Raw genomic sequence first — 22,754 nt, 5'->3', positions numbered from 1 at the left:
CGCTCGCAGGCGGGCGGCCCGGACTGCCTTGGCGACACTGGCCGACGGGCAACACGATGGTCTTGAGGAGCGGGGGACGAAATGGCCGCCGGTACGGTTCTGTTCGCGTTGCGCGAGGACCCACGGGCAGAGGGCTCCGAAGGCGACCAGTTGTGCAGGATCCGAAGGGCGGTGGAAGCCCAGGGGCTGGAAGTGCGGTGGACGCGGACCGCGGCCGACGCCCGGGCGGTGCTGCGCACGGAGGCGGGCATCGCGGCCGCCGTCGTGGCGTGGGACCTCTCCTCGGGCGAGCGCGCGAAGGACGAGCCGGGCGGTGCCGAGGTGCTGCGCCAGATCGGGCGGCGCTTCAAGAATCTGCCGGTCCTGCTCGTCATGACGGACGAGGCCGACGAGGACCTCGACCGGCTGCCGCTGTGGGTGTCGGAGGCGGTGGTCGGCTACATCTGGCCGCTGGAGGACACTCCGGCGTTCATCGCCGGACGGATCGTCAGCGCGGCGCGTGCCTACAGCGAGGCCGTGCTCCCGCCGTTCTTCAAGGCGCTGCGGCGCTTCGACGACGCCCACGAGTACTCCTGGCACACCCCCGCACACGCGGGCGGCGTCGCCTTCCTGAAGTCACTCGTCGGTCGGGCCTTCTTCGACTACTACGGGGAGCGGCTCTTCCGCAGCGACCTGTCCATCTCCGTCGAGGAACTGGGATCCCTGTTCGAACACACCGGCCCGATCGGAGACGCGGAGCGCAACGCCGCCCGGATCTTCGGCGCCGAGCGCACCTACTTCGTGCTCCACGGTGACTCCACCGCGGACCGTATGGTCGGCCACTTCTGCGTCTCCCACGACGAGATCGCGCTGGTGGACCGCAACTGCCACAAGTCCGTGCTGCACGGCCTGGTCCTGTCCGGCGCCCGCCCCGTCTACCTCGTCCCCACCCGCAACGGCTACGGGCTGGCCGGCCCGCTGCCGCCCGCCGGGATCGGGGCGACGGCGGTGGCGGACCGCATCGCCCGCAACCCGCTGGCGGCCGGCGCGAGCTCACCCCGGGCCGAGTACGCCGTGCTCACCAACTCCACCTACGACGGGCTCTGTTACGACGCCGTGCGGGTCGCGCGCGAGCTCGCCCCCAGTACCCCGCGGCTCCACTTCGACGAGGCGTGGTTCGCCTACGCGCGCTTCCACCCCCTCTACGCCGGGCGCTACGGGATGTCCGTGGGCCCCGACACCTTCGACGGCCCCGAACGCCCCACGGTCTTCGCGACCCAGTCCACGCACAAGCTGCTGGCCGCGCTGTCCCAGAGCGCCATGGTGCACATCAAGCCCGCACCCAGGGCCCCGGTCGAGCACGAGCGCTTCAACGAGGCGTTCATGATGCACGGCACCACCTCGCCGCTCTACCCCGCCATCGCCTCCCTCGACGTGGCCGCCGGAATGATGGACGGCCCGCAGGGGCACTGGCTGATCGACGAGGCGGTCACCGAGGCCATCCGGTTCCGTCAGGCCGTGGTCCGCACGGGCAGGCGCATCGCGGCCGCCGGGGACCGGCCCGCCTGGTTCTTCGGCGTCTGGCAGCCCGAGACCGTCACCGACCCGGCCACCGGCGCACCGCACGCCTTCGCCGACGCGCCGGCCGAACTGCTGCGCACACAAGCCGCCTGCTGGCAGCTCGAGCCGGACGCCGACTGGCACGGCTTCCCGGGACTCGGCGAGGGCTACGCCCTGCTCGACCCGGTCAAGGTGACCCTCACCTGCCCCGGCATCGACGCCACCGGGCAGACGGCCGAACAGGGCATTCCAGCCCGCATCCTGACGGCCTACCTGGCGACCCGGAACATCGTGGTGGAGAAGACCGACACCTACACCACCCTCATCCTCTTCTCGATGGGCATCACGAAGGGGAAGTGGGGCACCCTGCTGGACGCCTTGATGGACTTCAAGGCGCTCTACGACGCCGACACACCGCTCGATCAGGTGCTGCCCGGCCTTCTCGCGCAGTACCCCCGGCGCTATGACGGGACGACGTTGCGGGAGCTGTGCCAGTCCATGCACGAGCACCTGCGCCAGGCCGATCTGGTCACCCTGCTGGACACGGCCTTCCAGGAACTGCCGGAGCCCGTCGCGCCACCCCAGTGGTGCTACCAGCAACTGATCCGGGCGGGCACCGAGCGGGTCAGGCTCACCGACGCCGCGGACCGTGTGGCGGCAGCCATGATCACCGTGACGCCGCCCGGGATCCCCGTCCTGATGCCCGGCGAGTCCACCGGCGGCCCCGACGGTCCCTTGCTCCGCTACCTCGGCGCGCTGGAGGCCTTCGACCGTGAGTTCCCCGGATTCCGCAGCGAGACCCACGGAGTGACCGTCGACCCCGACACCGGCGACTATTTGATCGAGTGCGTACGTCCGGACCGCTCGGCCGCCCTCCGGCACTGACCGGGGGGCGTGGTGAGACAACTCCCGGAACTCTCGGAACTCCCAGACCTCTCGGAAGGCTGTTCGGCATGACGGGACGGCGGGGAACAGGGTGTGTGCTGGCGCTGGCCACGGCTGCCGTCCTTGCCTTGACGGGCGAGGCGGTGGCCGACGAGGCGGGCGCGAGGGCCTCGGTCGGCGGTGCGCCGGTGGTGGATGCCCTCGTCACCGACCTGCCACGGCTGCTGCCGGACCATCCGCCGTCGCACGTCGGCGTGGACGCCCTGGGCGGTGCGGCGCGCGCGGACGTCGTCGACAACGGTACGGGGTGTGTGAACGTCACCGCGCACGTGCTCGCCGTCGACGCGGAAGTGTGGCTGAACTGCCGCAGACCGAGTCCCCCCGCGCCCGCACCCCCCGCGCCGGCCCCGCCCGCACCCGCTCCACCTGCGCCCGCTCCACCGGCTCCCGCCCCGCCCGCACCCGCGCCCCCCGCACCAGCTCCGCCGGCACCACCGGCTCCCGCACCCCCGGCCCCGCCGGTTCCCCCGCCCCCGGCTCCCGCGCCCCCCGCTCCCGCACCACCGGTACCGCCCCCTCCCGTACCCGCCCCACCGGCCCCACCGGCCCCCGCCCCGAACCCCCCGGCTCCGCCCGCGCCACCGGCCCCGGCGCCCGTGCCCCCCGCCCCCGTGCCCCCGGCGCCCGTACCTCCGGCGCCCGTACCGCCAGGGCCGCCCGCCCCGGTGCCGCCCGCGCCTGCGACTCCGCCCGCGCCCCCCGCGCCGGGGCCGGCGGCGCCCCCGCCTCCCGCGGCCGTCCCACCCGCGCCTCCCGCGCCCGGACGGCCGGGCGTTCCCGCCCCGGCGCCGCCGGAGCTCACGCCCATCGGCGTGGGGCCCTCCCGACCGGCACCCGCCACCACCCCGCCGCCCTCGAAGCCGCGACCCGCCCCGCCCGTGCGCTCCCGCCCCCACCCTCGGCCCGTCTACCGCAACTCCCTCAAGTCCCAAAGCCGGCAGCCCATCCGCACCATCTCGCTGGTCACGCTCACCCTGCTGGTCACCGTCCCCGCGGTCATGGCCGCCGCGCTGCTGCGCCCGCGCTCCGGTGGCCGACGCGGTCGCTGACCGTGTCGAACACCTTTGTCCTGGCAAGCACTTGCGAACCGGCCACGGGGCGACTTAGCTTTCGGGGACGTCGAAGCAAGCGGGGGATACCATGCGCGACGACCATGGCGGCCTGGTGGTGCTGGGCACATCGTCAGAAGTCGGCAAGACTCTGGTGACGATCGCGATCTGCCGATGGTTACGTGACCAGGGTGTGAAGACCACTCCCTTCAAGTCCCTCTCCATGCAGCCCGGAGAGGCCCTCTACCCCACACCGCCCGACGGGGCCATCCACTATCACCAGGCCTACCAGGCCGTCGCCGCCGGTGTGCGGCCCCACGGCGACCTCAATCCGATCGCACTGTGGGTGACGCCGGAGAGAGTCGCGACGTCCATCCGCGGGAGACGTTCCGACGACTGGCTCAGCCAGCCCGCGCGCGTCTGCACCGACCGCGGCCGGGCGGAGATCATGGAGGCGTACGGGCGTCTGGCGGAGCAGTACGACTTCGTCGTGTCCGAGGGGTGCGGCAGCCCGGTGGAGCTGAACCTCAAGGACCGGGACGTGACCAATCTGTGGCTGGCGGACGCCGTCGACGCCCCGTGCGTGCTGGTGTGCAGCACCGTCCACACCGGTGTCTTCGCCGCGCTGGTGGGCACGCTGGAGCTCATGGCCCCCGCGGAGCGGCGGCGCGTGGTGGGCTTCGTCGTCAACCGCTTCGCCGGCGACCCGCGGGAATTCGACTCGGCCGTGACGATCCTCGAGCAGCGATCGGGTCTGCCCTGTCTCGGTGTCATCCCGCACTTCGACCGGGCGCCGCTGCTCACCTCGGTGCCGACCGGCCCCGGCCAGGTGCTGGAGCGCGCGCACTCGCCCGAGTTGGACGCGGAGATCGCGGCGTGGACGGCCCATGTGAGCGCCCATGTGGCGCTCGATCGGCTGATGGAGGGCGTGCACGCCTACGCGGCGGTGGCGGACGGGGCGGCATGAGCCGTACCCGGACCGGGAACACGGCGGACCGGGCTTCCGCCGGACCCCCGGAAGCCCGGGGCATCGTCTCCTTCGTCGTCATCTGGTGCGGCTCCGCCCTGTCCCAACTGGCCAGTGCGAGCACGAATTTCGCGATGACGGTCTGGTTGTGGGAGCGGAACCACGCGGCGCTGCCGATCATCGTCCTGGAGCTGTGTTCCTACCTCGCGGTGGTCGCGCTGAGCCCGGTCGGCGGAGTGCTCGCCGACCGCTGGGGACGGCGGCGCACCCTGGTGCTGAGCAGCCTCCTCGGGGCCCTGGTCATCGGCTGTCTGTGGCTGCTGTACGGGCTGGGCGCGCTGAGCGAGGCGTATGTCTATCTGTCGATGCTGGCCCTGGGCGCGAGCATCACGTTGCAGTACCCGGCGATGGTCTCCACGATCACCGCCCTGGTGCCGTCCGCGCAGTACGCGCGCGCCAACGGTCTGTTGTCGCTGTCGGTCTCCGTGTCCGGGGTCGTCGCTCCCGCCCTGGGCGCGGTCCTGATGTCGTCGGCGGGTCTCGGCGTGGTGTTCATGGCCGATGTCGCCAGCTACGCGGTCGCCCTCGCCACGCTCATGGTGCGCGCCCCGCGTTCCGCCGCCGCCCCCGATGCGATGACGAGGGACTCCACGACGAGCGGCCCCGCGAAGGGCGGCGGCGCCCGTCTGAGGGCGGACCTCACGCTCGGTTTCCGCTTCATCGCGGGGCAACCGGGCCTGCTGGCCCTCCAGGTGTGTTTCTTCGCCTTCTTCTTCGCCGGCATGTTCGGCGTTCTGCTCGCGCCCATGGTGCTGGCCAGGACGGGCGGGAACAACGCGGTGCTGGCGGGGGTGCTCAGCGCCGCCGGGGTGGGCGGTGTGCTCGGCGGCCTGGCGACGACGGCATTCGGCATCCTGCGGGCCCGCCCGCTGTATGTGATCTTCGCGGGATTCATCGCCACCGGCCTGCTGGGCCAGCTCCCCTACGGCGTCAGTACCCACACGTCCGTGTGGTGGGCGACGTCGTTCGTCGGGGCGCTCGTCTTTCCGTTCATCCTGGCGGCCCATCAGACGATCTGGCAGACCAGGGTCCCTGTGGAGATCCAGGGGCGGGTCTTCGCCGCCCGACGGGTGCTCACCGAATCCGCCGGCCCGATCGCCCTGCTGCTGTCCGGCCCCCTGGCCGACCACGTTTTCGAACCGGCCATGCGTGGCCCGCTCGGCTCCTCGGCCGGGTGGCTGGTGGGCACCGGCGCGGGCTCGGGCATGGCGCTGCTGCTGGTACTGTCCGGCCTCCTGTCCGTCGTGACCGGCTGTGTCGGCTTCCGCGTCGTCCGGCTGCCGACGATGGAGCGCGACGCGGATCGATAGGGCGCTGGGCTGACGCATCGTCACCAACCGGTGGGGCGTGGCGTTTTCGCGCCCGTCAGGCGCGGAAGCCGAGCGAGGCGACGAAAGCGAAGTTCTGCGACGCGTTGAGGATCCGGGTGAGGACGAAGTCGTCGTACAGTCCCGGCGGCACCTCGGTGTCGACCCGTGCGCGCACACTGAGGAACAACGGCGAAGGGCGGTTCGCGAGAGCGAGGGGGATTTCCTTGCGGTTCTGGTCCGCGCTGGTCATCCGGGCCGTCGCCAGCACCGTCTCGACGCTGTGGTAGGGCCGGGAGGGATCCGGCAGATAGGCCGTCACCGTGATCAGGTGGCCCGGGTAGCCGGTGAAGGTCTCCAGGCCTTCGGTGACCACCACGAGCGCCGTGGTGTCCGGCCCCTGGGGATCGGTCCTCTCCAGGGTCAAGGGCACTTCGGCGGACAGCCCGGAGTAGTGGGCGTCGCCGTACAGCCCCGGTTCGTCACCGAGGTGGATCCGTCCTTGCCAAATCAGTTCCGGCTTCGGGCTGCGCATGGGGCTTCTCCATTCGATGAGCTCTACCGAGCTGTCCGCTGAATGCCCTGGGGGTGTCTCAGACCTCCGGCCGGGGCAGGCCGATGGGGTTGGGGAACGGCAGGACGCCCGCGGCCAGCACGCTGGACACCGCCGGCCCCAGCGCCGCGATCAGTGCGTCCGCCTCCTCGGCCTTCTCCAGCGGGCGCAGCAGCCGGGCCGACAACCGGTCGGTCTCGTCCTCGATCCGCTGCCGTCGCTCGTGGCCCCGCGGTGTGCACGCCCCGCCCGTGGGCTCCAGGAGCCCCCGTTCGCGCAGTCGTTCCCGCGCGGCGCCCCACTCCTCCTCGCTCCAGCCCCGGTCCTGGCGCATCCCCTCCGCGGGCACCCGGCCGGTGGACGCCGCGAGCAACAGGGCCTCGCAGCCGTCGAGTCCGTGGTCGGCCAGCACGCACGCGTGGGCGTCGCCCCGGTACTCACGGACGGTGGTGGCCAACTGCCACAGCCGCTCCACCGGATCGGCTCCGACGCCGTCGCACAGTTCCCGGTTGGCGGCGAACAGCGGGCGGGCTCCCGCGGGCGCGGCGTCGATCATGGCGCGCAGCGGGCGCTCCACCCGGGCGTACAGCTCCTCGGTCCCGGGAGCGAGTGCGCGCAGAGCGGCCGCCGCGGCGCGCGTCCGGTGCGTGACGGCCTCGGCCGGGGTGACCGTGTCCCAGGCCGCGGGCAGGGCCCGGGCGATCATCGACGGCGCGAAGACGGAGAACACGGCGGAGGTCAGGGCCGGGCCGACCGGTCCGAGCGGAGCCGCGCGGGTGGCGAAGTAGCCCATCCAGAAGCCCTTGAGACCCAATGCGCGGCCCATTCCACGGCACTGCGGGTGGAAGTAGACGACCGCGTGCAGGGGCTCGGTCCGCAACCACAGCATCCGCGCTCTGCGCTCCATGACGTGGGAGGTTACCTCCGGGTCAGGTCGTCGGCGGGGCGTGGTGAGCGGACGCCGACGGGCCGACGGTCAATTACGGCCACGTCGCATGCCCTACCACGCTGCTTCGGGAGGCGGCCGGGTGCCCTGGGCCGCATTCCGTTCGCCCGCGATCGTCGCTGCTCATCCGCGAGCCGAGGGCCGTCCGCTATGGGGCTTCGCGGAGCCGGCACCGAATGGCCGAAGTCAGCCCGTCGTGCGTCGCCCGACGCTTGACGTATTCCGGCACGGCGCGAAGACTCGAACGGACGTCGGGATGCCATGGCGGAAAAGCGCCTGCATCGCCGCACACACGCAGCGTGCGCCCCCAGTTGGGCGCGACACGCCCACAGGCACGGGTGCTGCCCGAATGCCTCGGTCCAGGAAGAGCCAGGAAGAGTCTTCATCCCCCCACCCCACGACTCACCGACCCCTGCGATCCACGTTCGTCCAGGAGGAATCTCCGGTGGATCACGCCTCTCAGGTCCGCATCATCGAGGAATTGCTCGCCTTCGAGGAGCAGCGCACCACGGACATGGCCGGTCAGGACCACGAGTACCACAACCCCGTGTCCGTCTACACCGATCCCTCCCGCTTCGAGGCGGAGGTGGACCGGATCTGGTACCGCACCCCGCTCGCCGTCGGCCACGTGGGGGAGTTCCCCCGGGCGGGCTCGTTCAAGACCCTCACCGTCGGCAAGGTCCCGCTGCTGGTCGTGCGCGGGAAGGACGACCGCATCAGGGCGTTCGTCAATATCTGCCGGCACCGGGGCACGGTCCTCGTCGAGGAGCCCGAAGGCCGGGCGAACGCGTTCGCGTGTCCGTACCACGCCTGGACCTACGGGCAGGACGGCGCGCTCCGCCACGTCCCCGACGATTTCGGCTTCCCCGCCGTCGCCTCCGCCAAGGACGACTACGGGCTGCGCGAGCTGTGGTGCCAGGAGCACGCCGGTTTCGTGTACGTCCAGGCCGACGGGAACGCGCCGGGGCGTCCGCTCGGGGACTGGCTCGCCGATGTGGGAACCGATCTGCGCGACCTCGGCCTCGACGACTTCGTGTGCCTGGACGCCTCCCGGGCCCCGCACCCCGTCAACTGGAAGCTGCCGTTCGATATCTTCCTGGAGAACTACCACACCAAGTTCACCCACCGGAAGACGATCTATCCGGTCTTCCTCTCCAACGTGGCGAAGTTCGACCGCTTCGGCCCGCACATCCGGTGCGTCCTGCCGCGCCGGGAGATCACCGAACTCCGGCACATCGACCGGAGCAAGTGGGACCTGGTGGAACAGTCCACCATCCTGTACGTCGTCTGGCCCAACACCATGATCGCGGTGCTGCCCGAGCACGCCGCCGTGTGGCACGTGTACCCGGACGGGGTCGGGCACTGCACCCTGCACTTCTACGCCCTGCTCGCCCGGCGCCTGCACGAGTCCGAGGCCGAACAGGAGACGTGGAAGAAGAGCCTGAAGGTGGTGCAGAAGGTCAAGCGCGAGGACGCGGAGCGTTTTCTCTCCATCCAGCGCGGACTGGAGTCCGGTGCCAACCCGGCGCTGACCTTCGGCCGCTACGAAAAGGCCATCTCCTGGTTCCACCAGAGCATCGAGGAGGCGCTCACGCGTGACCACTGACACCGCGCCGGAGGTTCTCCGGGTCGAGACACCCGAAGAGTTCCGCACGATGCCCGAGGAGTACCAGGAACTGGCCACGCACCAGATGATGGTGCACACCGAGGGTGAACTCTCCGGGGCCGACGACTATTTGCAGATCTTCTTCCCCATCGCGCCCAGCGCCTACGAGCGCAAGGTGTGCTGCGAGCGCGCAGCCGAGGAGGTCGATCACTACATGATCGGTGCCGCCGTCCTGAAGGACCTGGGCATCGACACCGACTACATGCTCCACCAGAAGCTGACGGAGCGCGGGCTGTACGCGTCGCCCGCCATCCACCGGATCAAGACCTGGCCGCAGCGCGCGCTCTTCTCCTACCTCGGCGAGGACGCGGTCCTGGACCACATCAGGGAGATGGCACAGAGCAGCTACCGGCCCTGGGCCGACTCCTTCGACAAGGTCATCAAGGACGAGCTCGTCCACGTCGGGCACGGCCGGCGCATCGTGCGCGAGCTCATGCGCACACCCGAGGGGAGCGCGGAGGTGCAGGCCACGCTGGACCGCATGTGGCCGTTCATCCTCAGTCTGTTCGGCAGCGACAAGTCCACCCGGTCCCCGCAGTACCTCCGCTGGGGGCTGCGGCAGAAGACCAACGCGCAGGCCCGTCACGACTTCGTGGCGCGCGTCGTGCCCGAACTCGAGCGCATCGGACTGACCGTACCCGGACCCGCCGCATGAAGCAGTTCGTCCCCGTGCCGCGGGTGCCCGGCCGCTCCGGCTCCGCGGCACCGGAGCGGGGCGGCTGGGGACAGCGGCTGCGCCGGATCCTGGCCTCGGACCCCGCACTCCGCCACCGCTTCGACGCCATCCGCCACTACGCGGCCGGCATCCGCGCCTCGGAATACCACCTCACCAACGCCTGCAACATCCGCTGCAAGGGCTGCTGGTTCTTCACCTACGAATTCCAGAAGGCATCCCGGGAGAACACCGACCTGGCCGACCTCAAGGCGTTCGTGGCCGACGAGGCGGCACGCGGTGTCAACACCGCGCTGCTCATCGGGGGAGAGCCGACGCTCTTCCCCGACCGGATCGCGGTCTACCGCGAGGCCATGGAGCGGGTGACCATCTCCACCAACGGTCTCCGGCGGCTTCCCCGCGCCGGATTCGAGGACGTCACCGTCGCCATCTCGCTGTTCGGCGGAGGCCCGCTGGACGACGAACTGCGGGCGGTCCGGCCGAGCGGAAAGAGGTTCACGGACCTGTTCGGCACCGCCCTCGGCCACTACGCCGACGACCCCCGGGCCGGATTCGTCTACGCCCTCTCCGAGGACGGCATCGACCACATCGAGGACACCGTCCGCCGCATCCACGACAACGGCAACCGGGTGCACTTCAACTTCTACAGCAGCTACGACACCGACGACCCGCTGCGCGGCGTGCGCGGCCGGGAACTCCTCACGGAAGCGCTGCGGGTGCGCGAGCTCTACCCCGACACCGTCGCCAGCCATCCCTACACGATCGAGGTGATGATCACCGGCGACGCGCACTGGGACTCCTTCGGCTACGACGTGTGCCCCAGCATCAGCGCGCGGCACCCCGCACACCACTCCCGCACCCGCAACGGAAACCCCGTGCTGCCGCAGTTCAACACCTGGGCCGCGGACCTGGAGACCGTGCACTTCTGCTGCACCAGCGGGCACTGCGATTCATGCCGGGACAGCCAGGCGGTCTTCAGCTGGCTCATGGTCAGCCCCCGGCACTTCCTGGAGAGCGCCGAGCAGCTGTGGACGTGGGTGCACATCGCGGAGAGCTACTGGAGCCAGTTCTACTGGTCCCCCTTCCACCCCGCCCACCGGCCTCCCGGCGCCCCGGATCCGGCGGCAGCCCCGGCAACCACCCCGGCACCGGCGACGACAGCACCTCGGGAGGGTGTGTGACCCAGCGGGACCGGAGCATCCCCCACCACCTCACGGGTCGGCGGACCCCCGTCTCGAGCCTGGTGGAGGCCGTACGGTTCCGCGCGGCCACCACCCCCGACCAGATCGGCTACGTCCTGCACCATCCGCGCGACGACGGCCCCGACGACGTCCGGCGGCTCGGCTACGGCGAACTCGACGAGCGCGCCCGGCGCGCCGCCGCCCATCTGCGCGACGGTCACCGCACCGCGTCCGGCGCCCAGGTGGGTCCCCGCGCCCTCCTGCTGTACCCGCCGCCGTCGGCCGACTACATCGCCGCCTTCTTCGGCTGCATGTACGCCGGATTCCTGCCGGTGCCCGCCTACCCGCCGATGACCCCCGACCAGTGGGACGCGCTCGCCGCCGTGATCGCCGACTGCGACGCGGAGGTGGTGTGCACCACGGCCGACCTCCAGGAGTACGTCACCTCCTCCCTCGCGTCGGCGGGCGTCACCACGGTCCGCACCGTGGCCACCGACCGGCCCGCCCCGCCCCTCGACGAGGCCGCGATCCACCACCCCGGCCCCGACTCCGTGGCGTTCCTGCAATACACCTCCGGCAGCACCGGCCGGCCCAGGGGAGTGGTGGCCCTCCAGCGCAACGTCCTGGCGAACCTCGAAGTGATCGAGTCGGCGTTCGGCCACGGCCCCGCGTCCACCGGGGTGATCTGGCTGCCGCCGTACCACGACATGGGACTGATCGGCGGCATCCTCACCCCCCTGCACCAGGGCTTCCCCGTCCACCTCAGCTCACCGCTGGCCTTCCTGCGCGACCCCCTCTCCTGGCCGCGCCTGATCTCCGAAGTGGGAGCCACCACCAGCGGCGGACCGGACTTCGCCTACGCGTTGTGCGCCCGCAAGGCACGGCCGCGGGACGTGGCCGAGCTGCGACTGGACTCCTGGGACGTGGCGTTCAACGGCGCCGAGATGCTGCGCCCGCGCACCCTGGACGACTTCACCTCCGTCTTCGCCCCCGCCGGCTTCCGCCGCACCGCCTTCCTGGCCTGCTACGGGCTCGCCGAGAGCACCCTGATGGTCACCGGCACGCCCAAGCGCCGCGAGCCCCTGGTGCTCCCCGGCGACGCGGCGGTGGCCAGCGGTGAGCCCGGCGACAGCGAACTGGTCATCGCCGCCCCGGACGGGCAGCGCATCACCGACGACGGACGGGAGGGCGAGATCTGGCTGCGCGGACCGAGCGTGTGCGAGGGGTACTGGGGCCGCCCGGAGGACAGCGCGGCGGCCTTCGGCGCCCGCCTCGCCGACGGCAGCGGCCCGTATCTGCGCACCGGTGACCTCGGATACCTGCACGACGGGCAACTCGTGGTCGTCGGACGGCTGAAGGAACTCATCATCGTGCGCGGCCGGAACATCGCCCCGGCCGCCGTGGAGGACGCCGCCTGGCGGAGCGCCCCGGCCCTGCGCCCGGGGTGCGTGGCCGCGTTCGCCCTCGACGGAGTGCACGGCGAGGAGGTCGCCGTCGTCGCGGAGGTGCGCCGCCGCGACCCGGCCGACGGCGGCCCCGATGAAGCCGACCTCTTCGACGGAGCGGTGCGGGAGGTCAGAGCCGCCGTGGCCCGGGCCTGCGGCGTCGCCGTACGGCTCGTCGTCCTCGTGCCACCGGGCACCGTCCCGAAGACCACGAGCGGCAAGGTGCGCCGCTCCCTCTGCCGCGATCTGCTGCTCCGAGGCGCCCTGACCGCACTGCACCGGGCCGACTCCGGCAGCGGCACGGCGCCGCGCCCGGCCGCCACCCGGGCTTCGCACGGCGGTCCCACCCTCGCGGAGGCCGTGACCCGGCAGGCGGTGGCGGCCGTGCTCGGAGTACCGGCGGACACCGTGGACCCCCGTCGCCCCTGGACCGAACTCGGCCTGGACTCCCTCGGCCTCACCGAGGTGGCGGCGTGCCTGGAGGAACGGACCGGCGAAGCGGTCCCGGTCAGCCTGCTCTTCGACCATCCCTGTGTCGCCGCCCTCGCCGGCGAACTGGACCGGCGGGGCCGCACGGCCGCCGCCCCGGGCGAGACCACCACGGCCGACCGGACGGGCGTCCTCCCGGCCCCGCCGGTTCCGTCGACCGGCAGCGAGCCCATCGCCGTCGTCGGCATGGCCTGCCGCTTCCCCGGCGGCGCCGACGACCCGGACGCGTACTGGAAGCTCCTCCGGCGCGGCCTCGATGCCACCGGGGACGTCACGGACGAGCGCGCCCGGTTGCTCGGTGACCACACGAGCACCGGCCGAGGGCGGCTCGGCGCCCTGGAGGGCGTCGAGTGCTTCGACGCGCCCCTGTTCACGGTGAGCGCACCCGAGGCACGGGCGATGGACCCGCAGCACCGGCTGCTGCTGGAGACCACCTGGGCGGCCCTGGAGGACTCGGGCACCGACCCGCTCGCGCGACGCGGCTCGCGCACCGGCGTGTACGTGGGCATCTCCGCCGCGGACTACGCGCGGATCGCCGAGCGGTCACCGCTGTCCCGGTTCTCCGCCGTCGGAGCCAGCCCGTCGGTCGCGGCCGGGCGCCTGTCGTACCACTTCGGACTGCGCGGGCCGTCCCTGTCCGTCGACACCGCCTGCTCCTCCTCACTGACGGCCGTGCACCTGGCGGTCTCGGCACTGCGCCTCGGCGAGTGCGAACAAGCCGTCGTCGGCGGGGTGAACCTGGTGCTCGCCCCGGAGCCGACCGCCGCCCTGGACCGACTCGGTGTGCTGTCCCCCTCCGGCCGCTGCCTGCCCTTCGACGCGGCGGCCGACGGCTACGTACGCGGCGAGGGATGCGGCGTCGTCGTCCTCATGCCGCTGTCCGCCGCCCGGGAGGAGGGGCTGCCGGTGCGGGCGGTGATCCGCGGCAGCGCCCTGGACCACAACGGCACGGGCAACGGAATCACCGCACCGTCCGGCCTCGCCCAACGGGACGTCATCACCGCGGCGTTGCGGGACGCCGGCCTGCCCGCGACCCGCGTCGGCTATCTGGAGGCCCACGGCTCGGGCACCGTGCTGGGCGATGCCGTCGAGCTGGGTTCCGCGGCGGTCCTCGCGGACGGCCGTGACCGGCCGCTGTATCTGGGCTCGGTGAAGGGCGTCCTCGGTCACCTGGAGGCGGCAGCGGGCATCGCGGGCCTGATCAAGGCGGTCCTTGCCCTGGAGCACGGTGAGATCCCCCCGACCCGCGGTGAACGCGGCCCGAACGGCACGGCGGACTGGGCGGGCGGCCGGCTGGCGGTGACCCCCGAGCCGATCCCGTGGCCGGCCCACGACGGCGCGCCCCGCGCCGCCGGAGTCAGCTCGTTCGGCTTCAGCGGTACCAACGTCCACGTGGTCCTCGAACAGGCGCCGGCGCCCGAGCCGCACAGCGAGCGGCCTCCCCGGCACTTCGCCGTCCCCCTCTCCGCCCGCACCGACGCCGCGCTCCGCGCGAGCGTCGAGCGGCTCGCCGCGGCGCTCCGCCGCACCCCCCACGAACTGGGCGACGTGGCGGGCACCTTGTCGTGGCACCGGCCGGTCCTCGCCGCGCGCGTGGTCTTCCGGGCCCGCGAGACGGCGGAACTGCTCGACGCCATGGACAAGTGGCTCACCGACACCCCCCTCCCGGACGCCCGCGACGACGCACCGGACCGGGCGGGCGCGCAGGGCCCCCAGGACCCCTACAGCGCCGCCTGCGCCCGGTTCGTCACCGACGGCACCCTCGCGGGCATCCGCGCCCTCGACACTGAGCCGTTCCGACGGGTGCGCCTGCCGTCGTACCCCTTCGAACGACGCCCCTACTGGATCGGCGGAGGCCGAAGTGACCGATGACCTGACCTCTCCCCTTCCCGTCATGGCCCCCGACGCGGCACTCGGGATCCTCACCGACCGGGAGGCCGACCCCGAGCTGATGCGGAGCGCCGCGCTCGTCCATCTCACCGCTCTGGTGCGACAGGGGCTGGAGTTGGACGACTCGGAGGACGTCCCCGCCGACATCCCGGTCGACCAGCTCGGCGTGGACTCGCTGCTCGCCCTGGAGATCGGCGACCACGTCTTCGACGCGACCGGTGCCGTACTGACCGTGGAGGACGTCGCCCAGCGGCCCACCCTCGGCGGGCTGGCCGCGCTGATCGTCGCCGACCTGCGTACACAGCGGGCCACGTGACGCCGGTGTCCGTGCTGTGCGTCCCCTACGCGGGTGCCACCGGCCTGGCGTACGCCCGGCTGTCCCGCCGGGCGGGCCCGGAGCTGCGCTTCACCGGCCTCGACCTGCCGGGGCGCGGCGGGCTCGCGGACCGCCCGCCGCCTCGTGACGCGGCGGAGGCGGTGGCCGCGCTGTCCGCCCAGGCCGCCCCGGTGTCGGGTGCGGGCCTGCCGTACGCGGTGCTCGGGCACAGCCTGGGCGCCTTGCTGGCCCACAGGCTGACGGCGGCCCTCTCGCAGGGCCCGCAGCCACCACCGAGTCTGCTCGTGGTCTCCTGCTGCCCCCCGCCGCACCTGGCGGGCCGGCTGGGCGCGGGGCCGGAGGAGCTGCTCGGCGCCGCCGCCCGCGAACTGCGGGCCACCTCCGGACGAGCCGGGGCGGACCGTACCTGGGAGGCGGGCCGGCCGGACCTGGAGCTGGGCCGTGAACTGACCGACGGCGCGGGCCCGCCGGACGGGGGGCCCCGGTCGGTGGACGTCCCCGTGCTGGCGTTGTACGGCGCCGACGACCCCCTGTTCCCCGGCGGGGCCGTGCGGGGCTGGGAGCGGTGGACCCGGGCCGGCTGCACGGCACGGGAGGTGCCCGGCGGTCACTTCTGCTTCCGCGAGCACACCGCCGCGTACGTCACGACGATCCGGGAGGCGCTGCGCGGCATCACGCCCCGGGCAGAGCCACCGGCGGCGGACGACCGGCGGGCGACCCGGCTCAAGGGCGTCAAGGAATCCCGAGACGATGAGGTGTGGCGGGCATGAACAGCACGAGCATGGCGGACACGGGGGAGGCGACGACGTCGTCCTTCGAGGTCCCGGCCTCCGGCACGAGCCGGATGACCTGGGACTACGACGTGCGTGACGAGCGGCTGATGGCGCTCTACCAACGGGGCAAGGACCGCCAGTGGGACGCGACCTCGCGGATTCCCTGGCACCTGGAGGTGGACCGGGCCAACCCGCTCGGCCAGAGCGAGGAGTTGCTGCCCATCCACGCGTCACGCGACTGGCAGCGGTTCCACCACGACCGCCGGTTCGTTGCGGATGTGTTCCTGCACACCACCGCATGGCAGTTCAGCCAATTTCTGCACGGGGAACAAGGTGCTCTGGTGTGCGCCTCGCGGATCGTGGAGACGGTCCCGGGGATGGAGGCGAAGTTCTACGCCAGCACCCAAGTGGTCGACGAGGCACGGCACATGGAGGCGTATTCCCGCTTCGTCAACGACAAACTCGGGCTGATGTACCCGGTCAACCCCGCGCTGCGCACCCTGCTGGGCCAGACGCTCGCGGACTCGCGGTGGGACATCCCGTACCTGGGGATGCAGGTGCTGATCGAGGGACTGGCGCTGGCGGCCTTCGGGCTGCTGCGGGACGCCACCGCGCACACCGCGCCGCTGCCGCACGCCCTGCTCGCCTATGTGATGCAGGACGAGGCCCGGCATGTGGCGTTCGGGCGGATGGCGCTCAAGGAGCTGTACGCGGATCTCTCCGACGCGGAGCGGAAGAGCCGCGAGGAGTTCGTGATCGAGGGGTCGCATCTGCTGTTCCGGCGGTTCCGGGGCGACGAGATGTGGGACGCGCTGGGTCTCGACACCGCCGACTGCGTGGCGAGCGCGGACCGGTCGCCCTCGATGAGGGCGTACCGCAAGCTGTTGTTCAGCCGGATCGTGCCCGCGCTGCGCGACATCGGCCTGTGGAGCGACCGGGTGGCGCGGGAGTACGAGAAGCTGGGCGTGCTGGAGTGGGCGAAGGAGGACCTGGACAGCCTGATGCGCCGGGACGAGGATGTCGCCCGGGCCGCCGAGCGGCAGCAGCGCGAGCTGGCCGTGCGGCACGCCCAGGTCGCCGAGACGCTCGCGGTGGGGTCCGCGGAAGAGGGCGACGCGACCACGACGAGCTGATCCCGCTCGGGGAGCCGGTGCGGGACCGACGGGAGGACCGATCCGCGTGACACCTGGCAAGCCCTTGGACACCGACGCGTCCCACTTCCGCTGCGTCCTGCGGTTCACCGCGCCGTTCCACGACGTCGACATGCTCGGTCATGTCAACAGCGTGGCGTATGTGCGCTGGGCGGAGAGCGCCCGCGCCGCTTACCAGATCGACGTGTTGAAGGAGGACGTGGACGGACCGCGTGGCTTTGTGGTCGGGCGCGTCTCCCTCTCCTACTTCCAGCCGCTGCGCTTCCGCGACCCGGTCAGCGTGGGCATCCGCGTGGCCCGGATCGGTGCGAAGTCCTTCGACTTCGCGTATCTGATGTGGCGGGACGGCGATGGCGCGGTGGCGGCCGCCGGCGAGACCGCGATGATCGCCTACAACGCGGTGGAAGGTCGTTCCATCCCCGTGCCGGACGCCTGGCGTGACGCGGTGACGGAATTCGAGGCGATCCCGCCTGAAACCCCGCATCGCTGATCGACCCATCACGGACAACTGGGCGTCGCCGTCCGCCCCAAGGGCTTCGACGAGAACCAGACGGTCGGCCAGGTGCTGGAGTACGTCCACCGAGCCGCCGGGCTCCGTTACCTCGCCGTCGCCGTGATCAGCGCGAGAGTGATGAACCCTGAGGCTTGGCCCGAGGCCATCGTGGTGAGCGCGATCCGTTGACCGAATCGATCGACGGCCCGGGCACGCCAGGGGGCGGCGATGACATTGGCGATGCCGAACGCCGCTGTGGCGAAGCCGGCGTGCGTGTACGAACCCGTGCTGTCCTGGACGGCGAGGAGGAGAGCAAGGCCGACGTGCGGCCTCGTACGGACCCGTGTTGAAGAAGCCCCGGCAGTCGTGCGGTCGTTGTCCGATCAGTGCGTCAGATGAGCTTCCAGATGGGTGACCTCCTCGATGTCCACACCCGCCTTGTCGAGCAACTGGTGGGCGAGGTTGTTCAGCGCCCGCGCCGCCGCGACCTCCTCGCCGACCCGCTGCTGACCGGGGTCGTCGGGGTGCCGGTGGGCGATTCCCTGGGCCATCAGCTCCGTCCCGTCGTGCAGGCGCAACCGTACGGCGGCCTGGGTCATGGCATCGACCTCACGGAACTCCATGTCGATGGCGCAGTCGACGATCGTCTCCATGGCGATCACTTCCCGTGTGTGCGTTGGGTGGTGCGCTTCTCGCGGGACCCGTCAGGGTCCCGACGCGGTGGGTGGGGGTGGGGCCCGGTGGCCGCCGGGACCTCCGCCGAGGTGCCCGGTGAACCAGTCACGGGCGAGTTCCGCGACTGCGTCGAGCGTTCCCGGCTCCTCGAAGAGATGGGTGGCACCCGGCACGACCGCCAGTTGCCTCTCGCACGTCAATTGTTCGGCGGCCTGCCGGTTGAGGTCGAGCACGGTCTCGTCGTGGCCGCCGACCACGAGCAGGGTCGGTGCCGTGACCTCCGGCAGCCGTGGCCCGGCGAGGTCGGGGCGGCCGCCCCGGGAGACCACCGCGGCGATGTCCGTGCCGGAGGCCGCCGCGTCGGCCGCCGCCCACAGGGCCGCCGCCGCGCCGGTACTCGCGCCGAAGTAGCAGATGGGCCAAGGCGCGGGGCCGGGCGACTCACGGCGCAGCCACCGCGTCACCTCCGTCAACCTGCGGGCAAGGGGCTCCACGGCGAACACGTTCGCCCGGTCTTGCTCCTCGGCGGGGGTGAGGAGGTCGAAGAGGAGCGTGCCCAGCCCCGCTTCGGTGAGGACGCCCGCCACCGCGCGGTTGCGGGGACTCAGCCGACTGCTGCCGCTGCCGTGCGCGAAGACGACGAGACCCGGAGCGCCGACCGGCAGGTCCAGATCACCGGCGAGCGTGACGCGGCCCCCGTCCACGGGGAGTTCCAGCGGGCCGGTCACGGCCCGGGCGCCGCCCGGCCCGGGGTTCTGGCGCCGCTCCGCCGTGCTGCGCCGCAGCAGTTCGATGACTTCGTCGTCCGAGGTCTGGGCGAAGTCCCGGTACCACTCACCGACCGCGGAGAAGCCCGCCGGTGTCGAGAGGCAGACCAGTTCGTCCACTTCCGCACCGAGCGCCGCCGCCGCGTCCGGGGGCGCGACGGGCACGGCCAGCACCACCCGGGCGGCGCCGTGTGCCCGCGCCACCTGGCACGCGGCCGACGCCGTCGAGCCGGTGGCGATGCCGTCGTCGACCACGACCGCCGTACGGCCGTCCAGCGGGGTACGCGGCCGTCCGCCACGGAAGCGCTCCGCGCGCCGGACGAGCTCCGTCTCCTCGCTCCGCTGGACCTCGGCGAGGTCCTCCTCGTCGACCCGGCTCATCCGGACGATGTCGTCACGTACGACGCGCACGCCCCCCTCGCCGATGGCGCCGAAACCGAGCTCCCGGTGGTACGGCACGCCCAGCTTGCGGACGAGGATCACATCAAGCGGTGCGTCCAGCGCCCGGGCGACCTCGAAGGCCACGGGCACGCCCCCGCGCGGCAGACCGAGCACGACCGGATGGGCCCCGCGCAGATACTCCAGCCGCTCCGCCAGCTGCCGCCCGGCATCCTCGCGGTCGTCGAATCGCATGGCGCACCTCCGGCCCGGGTCCGGTCCGGCCCCGGAAGACGAGGGGAAACGGGACGAGAGTCGCTATACATCCAATATCCTCATATTCACCCCGATAGTCCATGCGGTGGACGCCGGGGCCCGGGGCGGTCGTCTTCCGCCCCGCCCTCCACCCCGCCGCCCCATCGCCCCCGGGTCCGGCCCGGGGGCGGTTCAGCCGAGGGTCAGTGCCGCCCGCACCCGCGCCGCTGTCTCCGCCGCCTCCTCGTCCGAGCCGTAGCGCGTCCGCGGCCAGAAGAAGCCGCGCAGACCGTCCTTGGGGTTGCGCGGCACGACGTGGACATGAAAGTGCGGCACGGACTGGCTGATGCGGTTGTTCGCGGCCACGAAGGACCCGGCGGCGGCCATGCCGCGCTCCACCGCCCCGGCGATCAGCCGCACCCGGGTGAAGAACGGCCCCACGTCCTCCGCCGGCAGATCGGTGAGGGTCTCCACGTGCCGCCTCGGCACGACCAGGACGTGGCCGGGGAAGAGCGGCCGCGCGTCCAGGAACGCCACCGCTGTCTCGTCCTCGAACACCCGGTGGCCGGGCTGCTCGCCCGCCATGATCGCGCAGAAGACGCAGTTCACGACACCCATCAACTCCCCGTCGGTCGATCCGTGGCGAAATTATCCGTGACGACCGCGGCCCGTGGGGGCAGGGATCACTCATGCCCCTTCTCGTCGGTACCTCGGGATGGCAGTACAAGGACTGGCGCGGCGGCCTCTACCCCGCCGACGTGCCGCAACGGCTGTGGCTCGAGGAGTACGCCCGGCGGTTCGCGACCGTGGAGAACAACAATGCCTATTACAGGCTTCCCACCCCGGAGACCTTCGCCGCCTGGCGTGACCGTACCCCGGCGGGGTTCGTCATGGCGGTCAAGGCAAGCCGCTATCTGACCCACATCAAGCGGCTGCGCGACCCCGAGGAACCGGTGGCGCGGCTGATGCGGCACGCCGCCGGGCTGGGGGACCGGCTCGGCCCCGTCCTTCTGCAACTGCCGCCCACCCTCCACGCCGACCCCGGCCTGCTGGACGCCGCGCTCGTCTGTTTTCCCGCCGGGACCCGGGTGGCCGTCGAACCCCGGCACGCGTCATGGTGGACCGACGAGGTGCGGGCCGTCCTGGAGCACCGCGGTGCCGCGCTCTGCTGGGCGGACCACGACTCCCGGCCGGTGACCCCGCTGTGGCGCACGGCGGACTGGGGATACGTGCGATTCCACTGCGGCCGGGCCGATCCGTGGCCCCGTTACGGGCGCCACGCCCTGACGAGCTGGGTGCGGCGCGTCACCGAGAGCTGGCCCGACCGGGCCGACGTGTACTGCTACTTCAACAACGACCCCGGCGGCGCCGCCGTCCACGACGCCGCCGTCTTCGCACGGGTGGCCACCGGGCAGGAGCGCACGGTCACCCGCACGCCGACCGCGCACGGCTGAACGAGCCGTCAGGCCCCCCGCGCGGTCCCTCACATGGGTGCGCCCGGAGTTACCCGGGGGTGTGTGCACAGCGGTCCGGCGGGCACCGTACCGTGATCGGATGACCCACGCCGTTGATGTTGTCGAAGCCGCCGCGATCGCCCTGCACCAGGGCTCCTGGATTCCCAGTGGCGACGAGCGCGCCCTGGGCCAGGCGTTCTTCTCCCACCGCGCGGCGCTGGAGCAGCGCCTCCTGCCCGGCATGCCTGTGAGCCAGGACCCGCAGGGGTGGGTGACACAGCACGTGCTGTGGCTCCAGGACGCGGCCGCCCTCGCCGACCAGCTCGTCGCCCAGTGGTACGCCTATCTGCCCGGCAGCTATATGACGGCGCTGCTCGCCGCCTACGCCGACCGGATCCGCCCCCTCCTCCCGCTCGCGGCCCGATTGCACGAGTCGTGGGAGACCGAGCGTCCCGAGCCGCTCACGCAGGAGACGGTCGCCTGGTGGGAGGAGTGGCATGTGCCCGCCGCCGAGCGGAAGCAGCTCGACGAGCTGACGCATCAAACGATCGTCATTGGGTCGGTGCTGATCACGGCGGTGGGCGACAACTGACCGGGGTCGGCCGCCCGCCGCCGGGCGCGGCGCCCGTCAGCCGACGGGCAGCTTCGTCGCGGCCGGTGTCCCGGAGGGCGCCACGGGCACCGGCTGGGGAAGATCGGCGGGCACCCGTGAGCCCGGGGCGGTGAGCCCCGCGGCACCGGCCGGCACGGGGACGGCCGCGAAGATCGCGTCCTGCTGGCCCTGGAGCTCCTTCACCCGCTCCGGCGGGGTGCCGGGCAGGCGCTGCTCCTCGTAGATCGTGTGGGTGTCCAGCTGGGCCTTCTTGCTGGCGGGGGTGTGGAACTGCACCTCGTAGGCGTGCCCCCACCGCGGCTCGCGCCAGGCGGAGTTGATGCCCTTGTAGCCCTTGGCGCGGTCCCAGGTGTTGGACCACTTCACGGATTCGTCGCCCCACGCGGACAGCAGGGACGCGGCGAGCGCGACGCCGGTGGTGTACTTCCCGTCCGGCCACTGCAAGGTGTAGCGCACCGAGTCCTTCATGGTGTCCAGGGCCTGGTTGACGGTCTGCCCCAGCGTTTCCTTCATCGAGGTGGCGACCTTGCGCTTCAGCGAGTCCGGTGACTTCAGGCGCTGGTCGAAGCCGATCAGCTCGGCCTCGCTCAGGACAGCCGCCGCCCGCACCCGCGGGCTGATCTCCTGCTCGGCCTGCTCGGCCTGGGTCAGGAAGGCGTCCACGGCGCGGTTGTCGGAGGCGTTGAGCTCCAGCCCGTCCCCGTGCCAGCCGTCGTCGCGGGCGCTCTTGCTTGTCTTGCCCGCCCCGTCCGCCGGGCCGGGCGCGGCCCACGCGGCCGTCGGCGCCACTCCCACACCCAGCGCGGCGGCCAGCGCGGCAGCCACCGCACCCCGCCGTCCCCTGACCAGTGTCCCCATGGAGACTTCCTTCCTGTCCCGCGTCCGGATCGTGTGCCGACCCGACGCACGGGTCCGCGCGCCGGGTCGGCAGACGATCAACGTGGGGGCGCGGCCGACGGTTCGCCGACGACCCTCGCCCCAGGGGCTATTTGACTCGATCACGACGGTCCAGGGCGAGAAATCGACGGCCGTCCGAGGACGGGGGACCGGTGGCTAGGTGTGTTGTTCGGACAGGTTGGTGACGCGGCTGGCTGGTGGGTGGCCGTCGATGCCGGTGTGGGGTCGGTGGTAGTTGTACCAGTCCAGCC

Annotated in this window: 20 protein-coding genes; 14 read left to right on the top strand and 6 right to left on the bottom strand. The window is 72.3% G+C overall.

The genetic code is table 11. From position 1 onward, the window contains the following. The first annotated feature begins 81 nt into the window (after window positions 1-81). The 4 genes from ACZ53N_RS18475 to ACZ53N_RS18460 all read left to right on the top strand — a co-directional run bounded on the left by ACZ53N_RS18475 (window position 82) and on the right by ACZ53N_RS18460 (window position 5,870). Window positions 82-2,424, top strand: a complete 2,343-nt coding sequence (locus ACZ53N_RS18475; RefSeq protein ID WP_469141884.1) for an Orn/Lys/Arg family decarboxylase — start codon at window positions 82-84, stop codon at window positions 2,422-2,424. 872 nt (window positions 2,425-3,296) lie between these two features. Continuing rightward, complete coding sequence (locus ACZ53N_RS18470; RefSeq protein WP_469141883.1) at window positions 3,297-3,533, top strand: hypothetical protein; 237 nt, start codon at window positions 3,297-3,299, stop codon at window positions 3,531-3,533. A gap of 91 nt (window positions 3,534-3,624) precedes the next feature. Continuing rightward, entirely contained in the window at window positions 3,625-4,500 is an 876-nt protein-coding gene (locus tag ACZ53N_RS18465) for an AAA family ATPase (RefSeq protein ID WP_469141882.1), read from the top strand. Then, a complete protein-coding gene (locus ACZ53N_RS18460; protein WP_469141881.1) occupies window positions 4,497-5,870 on the top strand; it encodes an MFS transporter in 1,374 nt (457 codons plus the stop codon). The genes ACZ53N_RS18465 and ACZ53N_RS18460 overlap by 4 nt, the downstream gene beginning before the upstream one ends. A 55-nt stretch (window positions 5,871-5,925) precedes the next feature. On the opposite strand, the gene ACZ53N_RS18455 is transcribed toward ACZ53N_RS18460, so the two are convergent. Both ACZ53N_RS18455 and ACZ53N_RS18450 read right to left on the bottom strand, forming a co-directional pair. Then, window positions 5,926-6,402, bottom strand: a complete 477-nt coding sequence (locus ACZ53N_RS18455; RefSeq protein ID WP_469141880.1) for a hypothetical protein — start codon at window positions 6,400-6,402, stop codon at window positions 5,926-5,928. 58 nt (window positions 6,403-6,460) lie between these two features. Then, window positions 6,461-7,327: an SCO6745 family protein gene (locus tag ACZ53N_RS18450; RefSeq protein ID WP_469141879.1), complete on the bottom strand. Its 867-nt coding sequence runs from the start codon at window positions 7,325-7,327 to the stop codon at window positions 6,461-6,463. A 484-nt stretch (window positions 7,328-7,811) separates the two neighbouring features. On the opposite strand from ACZ53N_RS18450, the gene ACZ53N_RS18445 reads away from it, so the two are divergent. Genes ACZ53N_RS18445 through ACZ53N_RS18410 form a run of 8 tightly spaced genes read left to right on the top strand, consistent with a single transcriptional unit; the run spans window position 7,812 to window position 17,461 of the window. After that, window positions 7,812-8,972, top strand: a complete 1,161-nt coding sequence (locus tag ACZ53N_RS18445) for an aromatic ring-hydroxylating oxygenase subunit alpha (protein WP_469141878.1) — start codon at window positions 7,812-7,814, stop codon at window positions 8,970-8,972. Then, window positions 8,962-9,687 (top strand): Phenylacetic acid catabolic protein, encoded by a 726-nt coding sequence (locus ACZ53N_RS18440; RefSeq protein WP_469141877.1) that lies wholly within the window; start codon window positions 8,962-8,964, stop codon window positions 9,685-9,687. Before ACZ53N_RS18445 ends, ACZ53N_RS18440 begins: the two co-directional genes overlap by 11 nt. Further along, window positions 9,684-10,886 carry a radical SAM protein gene (locus tag ACZ53N_RS18435; RefSeq protein WP_469141876.1) on the top strand — a complete coding sequence of 401 codons (1,203 nt, stop codon included), beginning with the start codon at window positions 9,684-9,686 and terminating at the stop codon, window positions 10,884-10,886. The genes ACZ53N_RS18440 and ACZ53N_RS18435 overlap by 4 nt, the downstream gene beginning before the upstream one ends. Then, a complete protein-coding gene (locus ACZ53N_RS18430; protein ID WP_469141875.1) occupies window positions 10,883-14,692 on the top strand; it encodes a beta-ketoacyl synthase N-terminal-like domain-containing protein in 3,810 nt (1,269 codons plus the stop codon). Before ACZ53N_RS18435 ends, ACZ53N_RS18430 begins: the two co-directional genes overlap by 4 nt. Then, window positions 14,682-15,026 (top strand): acyl carrier protein, encoded by a 345-nt coding sequence (locus ACZ53N_RS18425; protein ID WP_469141874.1) that lies wholly within the window; start codon window positions 14,682-14,684, stop codon window positions 15,024-15,026. Before ACZ53N_RS18430 ends, ACZ53N_RS18425 begins: the two co-directional genes overlap by 11 nt. Continuing rightward, entirely contained in the window at window positions 15,023-15,817 is a 795-nt protein-coding gene (locus tag ACZ53N_RS18420) for a thioesterase II family protein (RefSeq protein ID WP_469141873.1), read from the top strand. The genes ACZ53N_RS18425 and ACZ53N_RS18420 overlap by 4 nt, the downstream gene beginning before the upstream one ends. Continuing rightward, window positions 15,814-16,953 carry a ferritin-like domain-containing protein gene (locus ACZ53N_RS18415; RefSeq protein WP_469141872.1) on the top strand — a complete coding sequence of 380 codons (1,140 nt, stop codon included), beginning with the start codon at window positions 15,814-15,816 and terminating at the stop codon, window positions 16,951-16,953. Before ACZ53N_RS18420 ends, ACZ53N_RS18415 begins: the two co-directional genes overlap by 4 nt. Before the next feature lie 46 nt (window positions 16,954-16,999). Next, window positions 17,000-17,461, top strand: coding sequence for an acyl-CoA thioesterase (locus tag ACZ53N_RS18410; RefSeq protein WP_469141871.1), 462 nt, complete (start codon window positions 17,000-17,002; stop codon window positions 17,459-17,461). Window positions 17,462-17,847: 386 nt separating this feature from the next. Here ACZ53N_RS18410 and ACZ53N_RS18405 read toward each other — a convergent pair whose 3' ends face one another. The 3 genes from ACZ53N_RS18405 to ACZ53N_RS18395 all read right to left on the bottom strand — a co-directional run bounded on the left by ACZ53N_RS18405 (window position 17,848) and on the right by ACZ53N_RS18395 (window position 20,157). Continuing rightward, window positions 17,848-18,117: a dsRBD fold-containing protein gene (locus ACZ53N_RS18405; protein ID WP_184732241.1), complete on the bottom strand. Its 270-nt coding sequence runs from the start codon at window positions 18,115-18,117 to the stop codon at window positions 17,848-17,850. Window positions 18,118-18,168: 51 nt separating this feature from the next. After that, window positions 18,169-19,539, bottom strand: coding sequence for a phosphoribosyltransferase family protein (locus tag ACZ53N_RS18400; RefSeq protein ID WP_469141870.1), 1,371 nt, complete (start codon window positions 19,537-19,539; stop codon window positions 18,169-18,171). Window positions 19,540-19,731: 192 nt separating this feature from the next. Continuing rightward, window positions 19,732-20,157, bottom strand: coding sequence for an HIT family protein (locus tag ACZ53N_RS18395; RefSeq protein WP_469141869.1), 426 nt, complete (start codon window positions 20,155-20,157; stop codon window positions 19,732-19,734). 71 nt (window positions 20,158-20,228) lie between these two features. Between ACZ53N_RS18395 and ACZ53N_RS18390 the strand changes: the two genes are divergently transcribed. Then, window positions 20,229-20,993, top strand: a complete 765-nt coding sequence (locus tag ACZ53N_RS18390) for a DUF72 domain-containing protein (RefSeq protein ID WP_469141868.1) — start codon at window positions 20,229-20,231, stop codon at window positions 20,991-20,993. Between the two features lie 100 nt (window positions 20,994-21,093). Then, complete coding sequence (locus tag ACZ53N_RS18385) at window positions 21,094-21,585, top strand: hypothetical protein (protein ID WP_469141867.1); 492 nt, start codon at window positions 21,094-21,096, stop codon at window positions 21,583-21,585. Window positions 21,586-21,621: 36 nt separating this feature from the next. Here ACZ53N_RS18385 and ACZ53N_RS18380 read toward each other — a convergent pair whose 3' ends face one another. Then, a complete protein-coding gene (locus ACZ53N_RS18380; protein WP_469141866.1) occupies window positions 21,622-22,464 on the bottom strand; it encodes an ATP nucleotide 3'-pyrophosphokinase in 843 nt (280 codons plus the stop codon). Between the last annotated feature and the right edge of the window lie 290 nt (window positions 22,465-22,754).

This window comes from Streptomyces sp. NPDC033229 (assembly GCF_055576875.1).
The sequence above is the reverse complement of the archived record's forward strand: the minus strand, read 5'-3'. Positions and strand labels throughout refer to the sequence as shown.

What these genes read in the sequence shown, in the direction of transcription:
- ACZ53N_RS18415 (WP_469141872.1), top strand. Translation starts at nt 15,814, where the DNA reads ATGAACAGCACGAGCATGGCGGACACGGGGGAGGCGACGACGTCGTCC.
- ACZ53N_RS18390 (WP_469141868.1), top strand. Translation starts at nt 20,229, where the DNA reads ATGCCCCTTCTCGTCGGTACCTCGGGATGGCAGTACAAGGACTGGCGC.
- ACZ53N_RS18465 (WP_469141882.1), top strand. Translation starts at nt 3,625, where the DNA reads ATGCGCGACGACCATGGCGGCCTGGTGGTGCTGGGCACATCGTCAGAA.
- ACZ53N_RS18380 (WP_469141866.1), bottom strand. Translation starts at nt 22,464, where the DNA reads ATGGGGACACTGGTCAGGGGACGGCGGGGTGCGGTGGCTGCCGCGCTG.
- ACZ53N_RS18475 (WP_469141884.1), top strand. Translation starts at nt 82, where the DNA reads ATGGCCGCCGGTACGGTTCTGTTCGCGTTGCGCGAGGACCCACGGGCA.
- ACZ53N_RS18385 (WP_469141867.1), top strand. Translation starts at nt 21,094, where the DNA reads ATGACCCACGCCGTTGATGTTGTCGAAGCCGCCGCGATCGCCCTGCAC.
- ACZ53N_RS18450 (WP_469141879.1), bottom strand. Translation starts at nt 7,327, where the DNA reads ATGGAGCGCAGAGCGCGGATGCTGTGGTTGCGGACCGAGCCCCTGCAC.
- ACZ53N_RS18455 (WP_469141880.1), bottom strand. Translation starts at nt 6,402, where the DNA reads ATGCGCAGCCCGAAGCCGGAACTGATTTGGCAAGGACGGATCCACCTC.
- ACZ53N_RS18395 (WP_469141869.1), bottom strand. Translation starts at nt 20,157, where the DNA reads ATGGGTGTCGTGAACTGCGTCTTCTGCGCGATCATGGCGGGCGAGCAG.
- ACZ53N_RS18405 (WP_184732241.1), bottom strand. Translation starts at nt 18,117, where the DNA reads ATGGAGACGATCGTCGACTGCGCCATCGACATGGAGTTCCGTGAGGTC.
- ACZ53N_RS18435 (WP_469141876.1), top strand. Translation starts at nt 9,684, where the DNA reads ATGAAGCAGTTCGTCCCCGTGCCGCGGGTGCCCGGCCGCTCCGGCTCC.
- ACZ53N_RS18400 (WP_469141870.1), bottom strand. Translation starts at nt 19,539, where the DNA reads ATGCGATTCGACGACCGCGAGGATGCCGGGCGGCAGCTGGCGGAGCGG.
- ACZ53N_RS18460 (WP_469141881.1), top strand. Translation starts at nt 4,497, where the DNA reads ATGAGCCGTACCCGGACCGGGAACACGGCGGACCGGGCTTCCGCCGGA.